The organism is Gilvimarinus sp. 2_MG-2023, assembly GCF_030547685.1.
Classification (GTDB): domain Bacteria; phylum Pseudomonadota; class Gammaproteobacteria; order Pseudomonadales; family Cellvibrionaceae; genus Gilvimarinus.
In genome coordinates, this window is record NZ_JAUOQM010000003.1 from 45,150 (window position 1) to 60,446 (window position 15,297).

Genomic DNA, 15,297 nt, shown 5'->3' on the forward strand with positions numbered 1-15,297 from the left:
TTAGATCAAAAGCAGTTGCTTGTGACTATAGCCAATTCGTTAAAGTAAAAAAATTCAGGTTTCATAGAATAGAAACTTAGAATTTGATGTGGTAGCGGTTTTAGATATACCAGAGACTCAGGCAGAGCCTCGTTTAAAGTGATATCGCTAGAAAAAAGCATATCGAAGATACAAACTTATTTTGTATTAGCTAGCTCTTCTCGTTTCTGTGGCTGGGTGTATAGAAAGACTATTCATGGCGAGTGTCGTCAAGCAGAAAAAGTCAGTTTTCACTTGCTGGATGGCCTAGAGAAAATCAGGGCTGGATTGGATTGGCCTGTTGTCAAAGCGTCCAGGTAAAAATTAACACCCCTCTATATTATCAGACAGAGTCAATGCGGGGTGCTGAGTTTTTTATTCCACTACCTTCGTCAGGGCCGTGAATAGCCATCGTTAGCGGCTTTGTTGCAACAGCCAAGAGTATAGATCTTCACTGCGATACACTCTACGCCAAGCATCATGACCCATGTCTTCGTGTGTTGTGAAGTGAACACAGGGGTGGCCAAGTTGCTCCAGTTTATTGAGCGCTGGGTAGAAGTATTGAATTGGAATGGTCTGATCACGTCCCCCGGCAAATTGCCAGATAGGTATCTGGTGTTTGGCAATGGGTTCGACGAGTGATGGGTGGCCCCAACCAACAACTGGGACAACGGCGGCAAATAGTTCTGGGTGTTTACCGGCAAGCCACCAAGAACCAAAGCCACCGTAGCTTAAGCCTGTTAGATAGAGCTGATCTCTCTCGGTTTTATAGTTGTTGTGTACTTGTTCGATGATATGTAACAGGTCGGTTTCTACTTGATCCCAGCCGGCAGGGAGATTGGGTGGAATTTTTGATATATCGGACACTTGTGGCATCCCCGACATTGGTTGAGGGGTCGTAAAGTAAGGTTCTCTAGGGGGAGTGCCCTCGGTTAAGCGCTGTGGAATTTGAGTGGGAGACCGATTGTCGATGTAACTGATGCCACGCTTATCCATATCAAACATAGGCAACTGAGGTGAAATAATAATAAAGGGCAGGTCTTTTTTTTGAATCCAAGCTTCATAGATAGGACCATGCTGTAATACATAGTCCAGCTCATTTCGGCCATTACCCCGTTCGCCATTACCGTGTAGGAATAAAATAACGGGCCATTGTTTGGCTTCATCCGGGTTGTAGCCCGCGGGAAGATAGAGAAAAAAATCTCTTTTTTCTTTACCAATTGAACTGGTATAGCTGACTCGTTTTAGTTGCGGATCAGTCACTGGGGTGTCGTTGGCCCCCATTGTGTTGGCTGATAAAGTAAAACTCAGTAGCAATAGTAATAAAGTCCTCATAAAAGACCTCTAGGGTTCCGCGAAAAGCTATTGAGCAGGTTAGCTATTAATAAAATGGGGGAAATCGCTCAATATGTGTATTTGCAAGTGCTGATGGATCGGCTCATCAAGCTTTATGTTGTATCGGTAAAGCTGTGGAGCGAATGGGGGATTTGAGCACAAAGGATGACTGAACGCCGTTGACACCTTCAACCCGGGTTAGTTTATTGAGTAAAAATTGCTGAAAGGCATCCATATCTTCCACGATAACTTTTAACAGATAGTCTGCACTCTGCCCGGTAATCAAATGGCACTCCAGAACCTCAGGGTATTGACTGATAGTTTGCTCAAAGTGTTCAAATCGCTCGGGGGTGTGACGATCCATACTGATATGAATAAACGCCATTAGGTTTAGGCCCAATTTACGCGCGTTAAGCAAGGCCACATAACCATCGATTAGACCATCCTCTTCCAGCTGCCTAACCCGTCGTAGGCATGGTGACGGCGAGAGACTGATCGCATCGGCTAGCTCTTGGTTGGAAATACGCCCTTCGCTTTGAAGGCGCTGTAAAATCATTCCGTCATATCGGTCGAGCTGCATAGCGAGGAAAACTCCTTATAGATGTACCGTGTTCGGCAATCATAGCGCAATAATATGCTAATTAATGTAAATATAAAGCTAGTTTAGCAATCATCTGCGGCAACAACCTCCTTATACTGTTTACAACGGGTTGAGAGGCAAGTTCGATTATCTATCGACGGTGTCTACAGAGCCAAAAGCTCATAGTGATGGATTGATCTGAGTGATCCCCAGAGCAGCGCAGTCACGTTAACCCGCCAATAAACGGCTTTACTGAGGATGCCACCATGTTAGACCAACCAAGTACTAAGTATCGAGCTTACCAACCGGTTAGCTTAACCGATCGCCAATGGCCAAACCGTAGTATTGAATGTGCCCCTATCTGGATGAGTACAGATCTGCGCGATGGCAATCAGGCTTTGATTGATCCTATGTCGGTAGAGACGAAGCTTGAGTTTTTTAAGTCACTGGTGGCTATTGGGTTTAAGGAAATAGAGGTTGGTTTCCCATCTGCATCCGCGACGGATTATGAATTTGTTCGACGTTTGATCGACGAAGGGCATATCCCTTGCGATGTGACCATTGAAGTACTTACCCAAGCGCGCAAAGAGTTAATTGATCGCACGGTAGAATCGCTTAAAGGTGCCCGGCGGGCTATCGTCCATATGTACAATCCGACGGCTCCGGATTTTCGCGAGATCGTTTATCGTACCGATCAAGCTGGCGTAAAAGCAATCGCCGAACAGGGGACTCGCTGGGTAAAAGAAGCCGTTGCCCAGTATCCGCAAACCCAGTGGGTTTATCAGTATTCACCGGAAGTGTTCTCGGGAACAGAACTGGCTTTTGCCAAGGAAGTGGTCGATGCGGTCTCGGCGATTTGGCAGCCGACCCCTGAGCATAAGATGATCGTTAATTTGCCTGCGACAGTGGAGATGGCGACACCCAATATATACGCCGATCAAATTGAGTGGATGCATCGGCATATTGAGCGTCGCGACGGTATTATTATCAGTGTTCACCCACACAACGATCGGGGAACCGCCGTGGCTGCCGCCGAGCTCGCTGTGATGGCGGGTGCCGATCGGGTGGAGGGTTGTTTATTTGGCAACGGAGAGCGAACCGGCAATGTGGATTTAGTCACTTTGGCATTAAATCTCTACACTCAAGGTGTTAGTCCAGGGCTGGACTTCAGTCACATTGATCAGGTGCGGCAAATGGTTGAGCGGTGCAATAAAATTCCCGTGCATCCGCGCCATCCGTATGCGGGAGAATTGGTGTTTACCGCTTTTTCCGGTTCACACCAAGACGCGATCAAAAAAGGGTTTGCAGCGCGAGCAGAGCAAGAGGATGAACGTTGGTGTGTCCCTTATTTACCTATAGACCCCAAAGACCTCGGCCGGGATTATGAGTCGGTGGTACGGGTCAATAGCCAATCGGGTAAAGGTGGTATTAGCTTTTTGTTACAACAAGAGTATGGGTTAGATATACCGCGACGCTTACAAATAGAGTTTAGCCGAATCGTGCAAGCATATACCGATAAAACCGGTAAAGAGGCGAGCGCGGCGGATATCTTTGCCTTATTTGAGGCAGAATACTTGCCGGTAGAGCAAGATTTACGCTACCAAAACTTAGAGCAACACAGTACGGATGCCTGTGTCTCCTTGGCGCTTGATGTTGCGATCAAAGGACACGTGGAGCGTTTACGGGGCCAGGGCAGCGGCCCGGTTGCGGCAGCCGTAGCGGCTGTCAGTGAGCGCCTAGCGGTGCCGATACAGGTAGTGGACTACCATGAGCATGCGGTACAGGGCGGCGGGGCTGGCGGCGAAGCAGTCTGCTATGTCGAGCTGAAAGTGGCAGATAGTCCCGCAATCTTCGGCGTCGGGCAGGATCAAAACATTGTTGCCGCTGCCGTTCGCGCATTGCTGAACGGAGTAAGCCGGGCGGTGCCGACTGAGCAGGAACAATCTATAACCGCAACCCAGAGTTGATGGTGAAGGCGCGGTTGCTCACCGCGCCGCACAAATTTTCGAATGTTCGGTCACTGCAGGGCTCAGCCTGCTAGAATAAAGGAAAAGGTGCGGTAAGCTTTTGCGCCAGCGTTCTTGCTGCTGGTATTGAGCTTGCACAGACACCCAGCAATAGGGCGACTGAGGCCGAGCGTTTTACGACATGGCGCAGAACATACAGCGTTTTTTGCTTTTTTCTTAAATTCTTGCGCGTGGGGACAGCTGGATTGATCGTTCACTTCAATCGACAACAGTGGCTACTGTTAGGTGCCTTGATCCTGACGCTCGCCGCTATATTGCTGCGCAGCTATTTGCCAGAGCGCCAGCTGAATTTGCTGACCAGCGATCAAGTTGTCTACCTATATTACGACCAAACCCATGGCGGTGGCTCGAAGGCCGAGTGGGTCGAGCGCGACGCCTTTAGCTTTCGCTGTAAGAGAGAAAATCCAAATCTACCCTCATCATACTGCGGTATGAGTATTGAGCTCACCCCGCGTGAAGGCAATATAACCGATGGTATCGACTTTAGTCAGTACGACTCCATATTGCTCGATGTCGATGTAGACAGCACTCAGCCGCGTATATCGTTGATCTTGCGCAATTTTAACCCCGATTATTCGACAGTTGGAGACTTTAGCTCGACGCAGCATATCTCCCTACCTTTGCGAGTAAGTGACCTTCAGCAGTCCATCGCCATCAATATGAGCGAGTTCAGCGTGTCCGAGTGGTGGTTGGTGGATCGCGATGTATCGCGTCAACACACCAGACCGGATTTTGGTAATGTCATTACGTTTGGGGTAGATGTTCGCGACAATCTGGATATGAGCGAGCACAGAGTTACCCTCAATCAATTCACCCTAACGGGCGAAATAGTACAAGCCGAAACCTGGTATTTAGCAATCTTGGTGATCTGGCTCTGTGCTTTGGTGGTGTATTTACTTTACAGCGCAATTTATTGGCGTCAGCAGGCACGAGGCGGCGTTGGTCGTATTAAGAAGATGGCGCAGCGCCAGCGTGAGTTGCGCTCTGAGGCGGCAAATTTTAAAGCGCTGTCGGAACAAGACCCGCTGTCGGGGCTGGCCAATCGCTTAGGTTTGCAATCCACCTTTAACCAAATGGCCATCTCCGATATAGGGCCCGTATCTTTTATTTTGATTGATATCGATCATTTTAAGCGTATCAATGATCGGCGCGGGCACGCCGAGGGCGATCGAATTATTTGTGCGATTTCCGATATTTTGCAAAACAACACACGCTCCGGTGATTTACTTGCGCGCTGGGGCGGAGAGGAATACCTGCTTATTGCCCCTTATACGGACATTGCACAAGCACAAATCATTGCCGAAAAAATACGGCTACGTATCTATGCCACGGATTTCTTTGCCGAGAAGCCAATGCCGATTAGTGTCAGTGTGGGGATTTCCAAAATGCGTGATCAGGACAGCTTCGATGACGCCTTTAACCGTGCAGACGCCTGTTTATACCAAGCCAAAGCAATGGGCAGAAACTGCGCCGTGACCGAAGATGAGCTATAGATAACATTCGCTGCGCTGTTTGGCGCTTAGCGCTGCGCACCCGCTTCGTTTACAATAGCGCTCTTTGGCCGAAATCTGCTTGCATGATAAAACTTCACCTCCCCGGTAAATTTGGCTTATTGACCCTGCTGCTGGTTGGGTGCACCAGCCATGAGCCGGTCTATCGACCCGTATCGACCGCTGGCTTCGAGCAGAACCTCGCGTTGTGGCAAACACGCGCACAATCGCCCAACGCGCCTAAAAAGCGTTACGCCGCCGACAATATCTTGGCCGTTGCAGACAACCTCCTGTTGATGCAGCGAAACAACGGCGGCTGGCCCAGCGGACAACACCCGTTTCGCCCCATCAGTGATGCCGAGCGTCTGCAGTACCTGAAAGATCAGAACGCCAAAGATGCCAGCTTTCGTCACCACAATATCTTTCCCCAAATTTTTTATCTGTCCAATGTATATTTGCAAACCGGCGATGTGCGCTATCGCAACGCGGCCCGCAAGGCACTGAAGTTGGTGTTGGCTTCACAGATCTATAATGGCGGTTGGACCGCTCAGGCCATCCGACAGACACAAACCGATGATTTGACCGCAGTTGATCTTGCGGTCACTTTGGGTGCGTTACAGTTTTTGCGCAAAATAGCCGCCGGTGAAATACCTTATGGATATATCCATTTCGGGATGCGTAAACAGGCGGCTGATGCGGTGCGAAAAGGCGATGAACTATTGCTGCGCTTGCAACAGGCCTACGACAGTCGCTTAACCCTTTGGGCGTCACACTATTCGGTAAACAATTCACGACCTATTGCCGGCGACAATGCCGTGCCTCTCGCGTTAAACGTACCGCTCAGTGTGCGCATTGTCGATTATCTAATGGCCGTGCAGCGTCCGCCAGGTGAGGTAGTGCGCTCGGTACAAGGAGCTTTGGGGTGGCTAGAGGCGCACAGTCTTCAACGCTGGCTAGCGCGTCAACCAGCGCCACAGAGCGTTGGGCAAAACAGTGTAGAGCGGTCGCCTGAGCGTGGAGTATGGGCAAAGTATTACGACATCGACACTTCAGCGCCGCTGATGGATGGCGCTGAGGGCAGCGCTAATACTCGATGGTTTGATCCGTCATCGGCGACCGGAGATTGGCCATACGACCTGCTGAAAGAGCGGGCCGAGCGCTGGCGCCAACGTGTGACCCACAGCTCCCCAGTCAGCTCAGCCAAGCCCTAAAAGTCAGTCTTTACGGGGTTGGGTGGGGCTATAAATGCCGTCCTTACGCGCCAGAGGCAGACTGGCAATAGTGCTTTCGGTCCACTGTTTTACTTGTTCAGTTAGAACTTTTCGGTCAGCATTTTCCGTTGAAAGTGCCTCGCCGATCACCACCGTGATAGTGCCGGGGTATTTAAGGAAGTGTTTATGTGGCCAACACTCAGCTCCATTGTGGGCAACTGGAACAATTGATACTTGAGCGGCACAGGCTATATCGGCACCGCTGCGATAGTAAGTTCCGACCTCGCCCAAAGGCATGCGTGTTCCCTCGGGAAAGATCAAAACACTAATGCCTTCCTCTAGCCGCTCTATGCCCTTTGTTTTAACGTCTCGTAGTGCCTGAATACGGTTAGAGCGGTCGATGGCGATCGGCTTTAAGGCCGCTAGCCCCCAACCAAAAAACGGAATACGCATTAATTCTTTTTTTAATATGGTACTGATAGGGGCCATATAGTGTTGTAAAAAAAGCGTTTCCCAGGTGCTTTGGTGTTTAGCCATAACGACCACTGGGTGTTCATCACTTGTGCGCTGGTCAATCACGCGAACACGAATGCGACAGGTCAACTGCAGCCAGAACATGACAAAACAGTTCCACAGGGTAATTACCCGCCAGCGCCGTTGATAGGGCAGTAGGGGCCAGATTAAGACACTCAAAGTACCGGCGATAATGCCGGTAAGGTAGTAGCCGGTATTGAAAAGCAAAGTTCGTAAATAGAGCAACAGGGGGTTCCTTGTAGCGATTAAGCCAGAAGCGAATCGACAACGGCCTTGAGGTCAGCAAAAACATCGACCGGGCTGTCGTTAAGTCGACGAGCACCTTCCGCTTCGCCGGAAAGTTCGGTTAACGTTTGTTCGCCATTGCCTGTTAAGACCAAACACAATCGACAGCCTTTAGTTTGCCCGGCTTGTAAGTCGCGCAAACTGTCGCCGACTAAGATGGCATCTTGTGCACTGACATTAAACTCAGCTTCGATAGCATCGATTAGCCCTGGCATGGGTTTGCGACATTTACATTGATCATCCGGGCCGTGCGGGCAATAAAAAATGGCCGCCAGTTGACCGCCAGCGTCTTCGACCAGTTCGGTCAGTTTGGCGTGCATGGCTTCAAGGTCATCTAAATCAAATGAGCCGCGAGCTAAGCCCGGTTGATTGGTTGCCACCACTACGGTGTAACCGGCATTACCGAGCCGGGCGATGGCCTCAATACTGCCGTCAATCGGCTGCCAATCATTCGCCGAGCGAACATGGTTGTCGCGGGTATGGTTGATAACACCATCCCGGTCGAGTATCGCCAGCTTCATGGGTGACTATCCTTTAGTCGGCGCAAGCAGAGAGATATCAGCCACTTGCAAAAATAGGCCGCGCAACTGATTGAGCAGTGCCAGGCGATTGTTTTTCAGGGCCTCGTCTTCTGCCATCACCATAACTTGGTCGAAAAAGTTATCCACCGGCTCGCGCAAACTGGCCAGTTCGGCCAAGGCGTCGGCATAGCGACGTTCTTGATACAAAGGCGCTACTGAATTTGCCTTGCTGGCTACCGCTTCGGCCAATACTTTTTCAGCGTTTTCATGCAGTAAGTCGTTGTTAACCGAACCGCTGGGTTCGCCATCTAGCTTGCTTAGAATATTCGATACCCGTTTATTGGCGGCAGCCAGTGCTTCGGCCTCACTCATACGGGCAAATGCATCCACCGCTAAAACGCGCGCGTTAATATCCAGTGGATGACTAATGCCTTTGGCCGCTACGGCGAGATAAATCTCAGTGGCAATGGCGTCTTCTTCGTACCAGGCGCGAAAACGCTCGAGCATATAAGCTAGCGATTCGGCGACGGTTTCATCGGGCTTCGCGATATTACTACCGTGGCCGGCGACGGCGGTTTGCAATAAGGTCTTAAGATCGAGGTTGATACCCTGTTCTACCATCAGGCGCAAAGCGCCGAGGCTGGCGCGGCGCAAACCGAATGGATCTTTGGAGCCGGTGGGTTTTTGACCAATGCCAAAAATGCCGACGATGGTATCGAGCCGGTCGGCCAGTGCGATCAGCGTACCCGTGGTGGTTTCTGGCAGCTTGTCGCCGGCGTATTTAGGTAAATACTGTTCGGTTAAGGCCTGGGCAACTTCTGGGTCTTCGCCGTCATTTAGCGCGTAGTAATAACCGGCAATGCCCTGCATTTTGTCGAACTCCAGCACCATTTCGGTCACCAGATCCGCCTTGCTAAGCTCTCCGGCGCGGGTCGCTTTGGTGGCGTCGGCGCCAACATCCTGAGCAATCGCCGCCGCGAGGCTGGCAATGCGTTCGGTTTTCTCGTAAATGCTGCCGAGCTTGGCTTGAAAAACAATCGTTTTTAAACGCTCGCGCTGAGTCGCTAAAGGTGTTTTCTTATCGGTTTCGAAAAAGAATGCGGCATCGGAAAGGCGAGGGCGAATAACGCGCTCGTTACCGTCGATCACTTGTGCGGGATCTTTCGATTCGATATTGGCCAAGGTAATAAAGTTGGGCTTGAGTTCGCCGTCGGCGTCGACCACATGGAAATATTTTTGGTGCTCGGCCATAGAGGAAATCAAGGCCTCGGCGGGCACTTGTAAAAAGCGCTCTTCAAACTTACCCGTTAGGGCCACAGGCCATTCCACCAGAGCGGTCACTTCATCCAACAGGCCTTCTTCAATGACAGCGGTGCCGCCAATTTGACTGGCCTGGTGGTTGACCTGCTCAATAATCAGCGAGCGTCGCTCAGCCATATCGACCAATACATAAGCGCTGCGCAGCGTTTCTACATAATCGCTGGCACTGTTAAAGCTAATCGGTTGGTTGTGGTGAAAGCGGTGTCCGCGTGATTCGCGCCCAGCGGTTAAGCCGAGAATAGTGGCATCCACAACGTCATTGCCGTACACCATCACTAGCCAGTGTACAGGCCGGACAAATTCAGTGCGACTGGCACCCCAGCGCATACGTTTGGGGATGGGTAATTTGGCTAAGGCGTCGTTAAATATGTCGGCCAACAGTGCGGTTGCCTGTTCGCCACCGGCCTGTTGGCGGGCCACTAGCTTGTCGGCTTTACCGTCATTTTCAGTGCTTAAGTCACCGACACTCAAACCATTTTTGCCAGCAAAGGCCTCGGCGGCTTTGGTGGGGTTACCGTCAGCGTCAAAAGCGATTTTAGCTGGTGGGCCCCAAACGGTGACTTCTTTGACTGGAGTGGTAGGGGCTAAACCTTTAATAATGATGGCTAAGCGGCGTGGTGCGGCGTAGCTTTCTATATCGGTGTATTCTAAGCCCGCCTTCTGTAAGCCCTCTTGGGCTCCAGCGGCGAGCGCCTTGAGCAGAGACTTAAGTGCAACGGGGGGCAGTTCTTCGGTGCCCAGTTCAAACAAAAAATCGGCAGACATGGCTTATTTCTCCTCCGCGGCGAGCACTTCCTGGCGTAATGATTCCTTCGCCAGCGGGAAGCCTAGTTGTTTGCGTGCCTCATAATAGGCTTGAGCGACCGCTCGGGCCAGAGTGCGCACGCGTAAGATAAAGCGTTGACGCTCGGTCACTGAAATTGCATGACGGGCATCGAGCAGGTTAAACGCGTGAGAGGCTTTCATCACCATCTCATACGCGGGAAGGGGGAGGCCGGCCTCGACTAAGCGCTGGCTTTCGCGTTCGCAGACATCGAAGGTGTGAAATAAAAACTCCACATCGGCTTGTTCAAAGTTGTAAGTGGACATCTCGACTTCGTTTTGATGGAAAACATCGCCGTAAGTCACTTTGTCCCCAGTTGGGCTGATGGTCCAGACCAGATCGTAAATAGAGTCGACGCCTTGCAGGTACATAGCAATACGCTCAAGCCCGTAGGTGATTTCACCGGTCACCGGATAGCACTCAATGCCACCGACTTGCTGGAAGTAAGTAAATTGGGTGACTTCCATACCGTTGAGCCATACTTCCCAGCCTAGGCCCCATGCCCCTAACGTTGGCGATTCCCAGTTGTCTTCAACAAAACGGACGTCGTGTACCAGAGTATCAATGCCCAGTTCACGCAGTGACTCTAAATAGAGCTCCTGAATATTGTCGGGGGAAGGTTTCAACACTACCTGAAACTGATAGTAGTGTTGCAAGCGGTTGGGATTTTCCCCGTAGCGGCCGTCGGTCGGACGGCGGCAGGGTTGCACATAGGCGCTGTTCCAGGTCTCGGGCCCGATGGCGCGCAGGAAGGTGGCGGGGTGGAAGGTACCGGCACCCACCTCCATATCGAGTGGCTGTAAAACGACACAGCCCTGGCGAGCCCAGTATTCCTGTAGGGCGAGAATCAGCCCTTGAAATGTACTTACATCGGCTTGGGATCTTTCGGACACAAGGTTTCTCCGGATTTTGCGGTTGCAGGCCGCGTCATTTCGCGACTCTCGGGGTATCAAAGGGGCGAATTATAGCGTCAGAGAGTGTCTATTGGTATGGCGAGAGGCGAATCAATGGACAAAGTGTGGCCGACACCTTTCCGCTGGCGGATAAATTCCGGTAAGCTTCACGTCTTTTGCAAGATTGAGGGTATATCTTGAAGCAGCGTTTGATACTCTTAGTGCTGAAAGGGGTGGGCCGGTTGCCACTGGGGGCCGCCCGCTGCTTGGGTGCGTTTATCGGTTGGATGCTGTACAAAACCAATGCGCGTGCTGCGCGGATCACTAAAACCAATATCGCACTGTGTTACACCGGGTTGCCACAGGCGGAGCGCGACCAACTTGCGCGCCAAAGCCTGATCGAAACCGGGCGCACAGGGGTTGAAATTCCTGTGTTGTGGCGGCGCAAAGAGTCCTGGTTGCGCCAGCATGCGCTGGAGTACGAAGGCGTTGAGCTCATTCGTCGCGCTCGTGAGGCGGGTAAGGGCATCATTATTTTGACGCCCCACCTAGGAAATTGGGAGTTGTTGGCCGCCACGCTGACATTACACGGTAAAATTACATTTCTTTATCAGCCGCCTAAGAACTCAGAGCTAGAAAAGTATGTAGTGGCCGCTCGCAAGCGCAGCCAGGTTGAGCTGGCACCCACTAACCGGCGTGGCGTTAGTATGCTGATAAAAGCACTGAAAGCCGGCGAGATGATCGGGATATTGCCCGATCAGGTGCCAGATAAAGGCTATGGCGGGGTCGAAGCCCCCTTTTTTGGTGAGTCGGCACTGTCCATGACCCTGGTTCACAACCTTCTGCAACGCACCGAGTGTGAAGTGTTAATGTGTTACGCCTTGCGTGTGGCGGGAGGCTTTAAGGTGGTGATGGCTCCCTGTGAGCCCGATATCCGCCACTCGGATGTGCTCATTGGGGTTACCGCTTTGAACAAATCGGTTGAAAACTGTGTCCAGCGAGCTCCGGCCCAGTACCAATGGGAATATAAACGATTCAAACGGCGTAGCGAAGGCGCACCCTATTAGAGGTAAGGATAAGATGGCAATGACTCGCTATTTATGGGTTGCAGTCCTATTGATTTTGTCAGGTTGCAGCCAGTCGCAGTATAAGCTGGTGGGGGTGGACGACCTCGCCGAGCTACAATCCTGTGCGGTAACAGCCGATAATCACCACCATTTGTTGCTTGAGCAGCAGTTGGAATTAAAGCAAGGAGTGAATGAGCTAATTAGTGAGATTGAGCGTTCGCGTGCCGAAGTAACCGCACTCAACCCCAACCCACAAGAGTGCCTTAATTATAGCGCCCAGACACAATCAACCGTCGTCGAATCGGTAACGGTCGACGATGTGGCGAAACAACTAGTCGGCGCCAATGAGACGGTTCACTTCGAAGAGTTAAACATAGCACTAGCGGCTCGAATAGACACTGGAGCCATGATATCTACCATTCAAGTACGCGACATACAAACCTTTGAGCGCAATGGAGAAAGCTGGGTGCGCTTTAGCATCAATGAGGCTCCCGCCTTTGAAAAGAAAATGCTGCGCTATTCCCAGATACAAGGCCAGCGAGAAAACAAGCGCCCTGTTATCCAATTGCGTTTTTCCTTGGGGCGCGTCACCCAATTGGCGGAGTTTGCTCTGGCCGACACAGCGTTCCCGGGCAACCCGGTTAGGGTGGGGCGCATGGCTCTGCGCGATGTGATGGTAGTGGATGTCAGTCGCGATCATATTGCTTCAACCACGGATAACACACCATGAACCGGGGAAAAATACCCTTTTATTTGTTGATTACTGTACTGATTGGTACCGGTTTAACCACCGCTTGGTTAAGACACACCACCACGGAAGTTCCTTTAATACCCGGTGAGCAAAAACCCGTTTGGTTAATTGAAGGGCGAGTGGATTTTTATGCCGACGGCGGAGCGGTAACTGTCAATCTTGATTTACCCGACCAGGCACCCGGCTTTCGTTTAATTAGAGAGCAGGCGGCAAGCCCAGGCTATGGTTTTGCCGTACTCGAGGACCAAAACAATCGCCGCGCTGAGTGGACCAAGCGCGAGGCCGTCGGCTTACAAACGCTTTACTACAACGCTCAATATATCCCCGTGGATAGCAGGCCTATTGAGGTGGACATTGAGCCCGAGCTGCAAACCGTTTTTTGGAGTGAGCCCCAGTCGACCGCAGCGCGAGAACTATTGCGCGGCGCTAAAGCGCGCTCGAGCAATCCTGCCAGCACCGCGCGTGAGTTAATTAAACTGCTTAACCCCAGCACTGCCGATCAAAATGCCGAATTACTACTGACTAAAGAGTTTAGTCGGGCCGAGTTATTGGTGAAGCTACTTAACCAAGCCGATGTTCCCGCGCGCAAAGTAATGGCGTTAAAACTTGAAGATGCGCGGCGCCGGCAGGTATTACAACCCATGGTAGAGTTGTTTGATGATGGTCACTGGCTTTTAATCGACTCAATGACCGGTGAGCAGGGATTGCCGCAAAATTTACTACTTTGGTCGCGTGGTGAAGCCGCGCAGCTTGATGTATTAGGTGGTCAAAATTCGCGCCTAACCTTCTCCATGATACGTCAGACCGTTCCTGCATTAGCGCTGTCGCAAGTTCAATTTACCGATAATTTATTTAGCATGCTAGGTGTTTACAGTCTGCCGATTGAAGAGCAGAGCATGTTTAAAATGCTCTTCCTATTGCCACTGGGTGCCATGGTGGTGGTGTTTATGCGGGTGATGATTGGTTTAAAAACCGCCGGCACATTTATGCCGATTTTAATATCCTTGGCATTTTTACAGACCTCGCTGATTCCGGGCTTGGTTAGTTTTATTTTAATTGTCGGCTTGGGCTTATTGCTGCGCAGTTATTTGTCATACCTTAATTTATTATTGGTAGCTCGGATCGCCACGTTAATTGTGTTGGTTATCTTTTTGATCTCTATTTTAAGTTTGGTGGGGTATCAACTGGGTTTCAATGCCGGCATCACCATAACCTTCTTCCCCATGATTATTATCGCCTGGACCATTGAACGCATGAGCATTCTGTGGGAAGAAGAAGGGCCACACGAAGTATTGATTCAAGGCGGGGGCAGCTTACTGGTCGCCGTGATTGCCTATTTATTAATGAACGTGCAATTGATTAGCCATTTAAGTTTTAATTTTCCCGAACTTAATTTAGTCATACTGGCGTTGATATTAATGATGGGGCAGTACACAGGTTATAAATTATCCGAGTTACATCGCTTTCGTTCCATGAGTCATGTCACCGATGCTGATTAGCCCGTTACGATTAAGTAAACTCGGTATGTTGGGTATGAATTGCCGCAACCGGGACTTTATTGGCCGCTACAATCGGCGTGACCTGTACCCGCTGGTGGATAATAAATTACTCACTAAGTTCTTGGCGCAAGAGCACAATGTCGCCACACCCCAGCTGCAATTTGTGGTGCGTGAACAGCATGAAATCGTAAAAATTGAGCAACAGTTAGCCAATATGAACGGGTTTGCGATAAAACCGGCTAAAGGCTCTGGGGGTAAGGGTATTTGGGTGATTACTCACCGCGAGGGTGATCATTTTATCAAATCCTCCGGCGCCGAAATTACGCTAGATGACATTCGCCGCCATATGAGTAATACCCTAGCGGGGCTCTATTCGCTCGGTGGTGTTAACGATGAAGTTATTGTTGAAGATTTAATTGAGATTGACGACTGCTTTGAAGGCTACTCATTCGAAGGGGTGCCAGATATTCGCATTGTCGTTTTTCATGGCTTTCCCGTGATGGCCATGTTGCGCTTGGCAACTCATGCCTCGGATGGTAAGGCTAACCTACATCAGGGCGCTGTGGGGGTGGGCTTAGATTTGGCCACTGGCCGATGCCTTAATGCGGTGCAACACGGCATGCCAATCGAAGAACACCCCGACACTAAACGGCCACTCAAAGATATAAAGGTGCCAGACTGGCATGGTATGTTGACGCTCGCCTCACGCTGCTACGATATGACCGAGCTGGGTTATATTGGTGTCGATTTGGTTCTGGACGCTAACCGGGGGCCTGAGTTATTAGAGCTTAACGCCCGCCCCGGTTTGGCGATTCAAGTGGCCAATGGGTTTGGTTTACTGCCTCGTTTACGTCAAATTGAAAAGCTTAATCGCAAACACTACACACAAGCTGACGAGCGGGTCGAGTATGTGATGCAACATTTTTCGCGGCTCGATTAACAC

At 50.8% G+C, this 15,297-nt stretch carries 13 protein-coding genes; 7 read left to right on the forward strand and 6 right to left on the reverse strand.

The features are described 5' to 3' along the window. Window positions 1-432 precede the first annotated feature (432 nt). Window positions 433-1,353, reverse strand: coding sequence for a prolyl oligopeptidase family serine peptidase (locus tag Q4526_RS00280; protein WP_215974704.1), 921 nt, complete (start codon window positions 1,351-1,353; stop codon window positions 433-435). Between the two features lie 106 nt (window positions 1,354-1,459). Continuing rightward, the gene (locus Q4526_RS00285; protein WP_215974705.1) at window positions 1,460-1,933 is read right to left on the reverse strand and encodes an Lrp/AsnC family transcriptional regulator; all 474 of its coding nucleotides are present in this window, start codon (window positions 1,931-1,933) and stop codon (window positions 1,460-1,462) included. Between the two features lie 266 nt (window positions 1,934-2,199). Here Q4526_RS00285 and leuA point away from each other — a divergent pair, with 266 nt between their 5' ends. The 3 genes from leuA to Q4526_RS00300 all read left to right on the forward strand — a co-directional run bounded on the left by leuA (window position 2,200) and on the right by Q4526_RS00300 (window position 6,661). Then, window positions 2,200-3,900 carry a 2-isopropylmalate synthase gene (leuA, locus tag Q4526_RS00290; protein WP_215974706.1) on the forward strand — a complete coding sequence of 567 codons (1,701 nt, stop codon included), beginning with the start codon at window positions 2,200-2,202 and terminating at the stop codon, window positions 3,898-3,900. A 245-nt stretch (window positions 3,901-4,145) separates the two neighbouring features. Continuing rightward, window positions 4,146-5,453 (forward strand): GGDEF domain-containing protein, encoded by a 1,308-nt coding sequence (locus tag Q4526_RS00295; protein ID WP_215974707.1) that lies wholly within the window; start codon window positions 4,146-4,148, stop codon window positions 5,451-5,453. A gap of 83 nt (window positions 5,454-5,536) precedes the next feature. Beyond that, complete coding sequence (locus Q4526_RS00300) at window positions 5,537-6,661, forward strand: pectate lyase (protein WP_215974708.1); 1,125 nt, start codon at window positions 5,537-5,539, stop codon at window positions 6,659-6,661. 3 nt (window positions 6,662-6,664) lie between these two features. Here Q4526_RS00300 and Q4526_RS00305 read toward each other — a convergent pair whose 3' ends face one another. The 4 genes from Q4526_RS00305 to glyQ are packed head-to-tail and all read right to left on the reverse strand — an operon-like array spanning window position 6,665 to window position 11,037. Then, entirely contained in the window at window positions 6,665-7,420 is a 756-nt protein-coding gene (locus tag Q4526_RS00305) for a 1-acyl-sn-glycerol-3-phosphate acyltransferase (RefSeq protein WP_215974709.1), read from the reverse strand. A 20-nt stretch (window positions 7,421-7,440) separates the two neighbouring features. Next, on the reverse strand, window positions 7,441-8,001 hold the full coding sequence (gene gmhB, locus Q4526_RS00310) for a D-glycero-beta-D-manno-heptose 1,7-bisphosphate 7-phosphatase (RefSeq protein ID WP_215974710.1): 561 nt from the start codon (window positions 7,999-8,001) through the stop codon (window positions 7,441-7,443). 6 nt (window positions 8,002-8,007) lie between these two features. Continuing rightward, window positions 8,008-10,086: a glycine--tRNA ligase subunit beta gene (glyS, locus tag Q4526_RS00315; RefSeq protein WP_215974711.1), complete on the reverse strand. Its 2,079-nt coding sequence runs from the start codon at window positions 10,084-10,086 to the stop codon at window positions 8,008-8,010. Window positions 10,087-10,089: 3 nt separating this feature from the next. After that, a complete protein-coding gene (gene glyQ, locus Q4526_RS00320; RefSeq protein WP_215974712.1) occupies window positions 10,090-11,037 on the reverse strand; it encodes a glycine--tRNA ligase subunit alpha in 948 nt (315 codons plus the stop codon). 197 nt (window positions 11,038-11,234) lie between these two features. Here glyQ and Q4526_RS00325 point away from each other — a divergent pair, with 197 nt between their 5' ends. From Q4526_RS00325 to Q4526_RS00340, 4 genes are read left to right on the forward strand one after another with little or no spacing between them, the layout of a single operon-like run. Beyond that, a complete protein-coding gene (locus Q4526_RS00325; protein ID WP_215974713.1) occupies window positions 11,235-12,104 on the forward strand; it encodes a lysophospholipid acyltransferase family protein in 870 nt (289 codons plus the stop codon). A gap of 19 nt (window positions 12,105-12,123) precedes the next feature. Further along, on the forward strand, window positions 12,124-12,834 hold the full coding sequence (locus Q4526_RS00330) for a RimK/LysX family protein (RefSeq protein WP_215974714.1): 711 nt from the start codon (window positions 12,124-12,126) through the stop codon (window positions 12,832-12,834). Next, window positions 12,831-14,354, forward strand: a complete 1,524-nt coding sequence (locus tag Q4526_RS00335; RefSeq protein WP_215974715.1) for an inactive transglutaminase family protein — start codon at window positions 12,831-12,833, stop codon at window positions 14,352-14,354. The genes Q4526_RS00330 and Q4526_RS00335 overlap by 4 nt, the downstream gene beginning before the upstream one ends. Continuing rightward, window positions 14,344-15,294, forward strand: coding sequence for an alpha-L-glutamate ligase-like protein (locus tag Q4526_RS00340; RefSeq protein ID WP_215974716.1), 951 nt, complete (start codon window positions 14,344-14,346; stop codon window positions 15,292-15,294). The genes Q4526_RS00335 and Q4526_RS00340 overlap by 11 nt, the downstream gene beginning before the upstream one ends. Window positions 15,295-15,297: the final 3 nt, after the last annotated feature.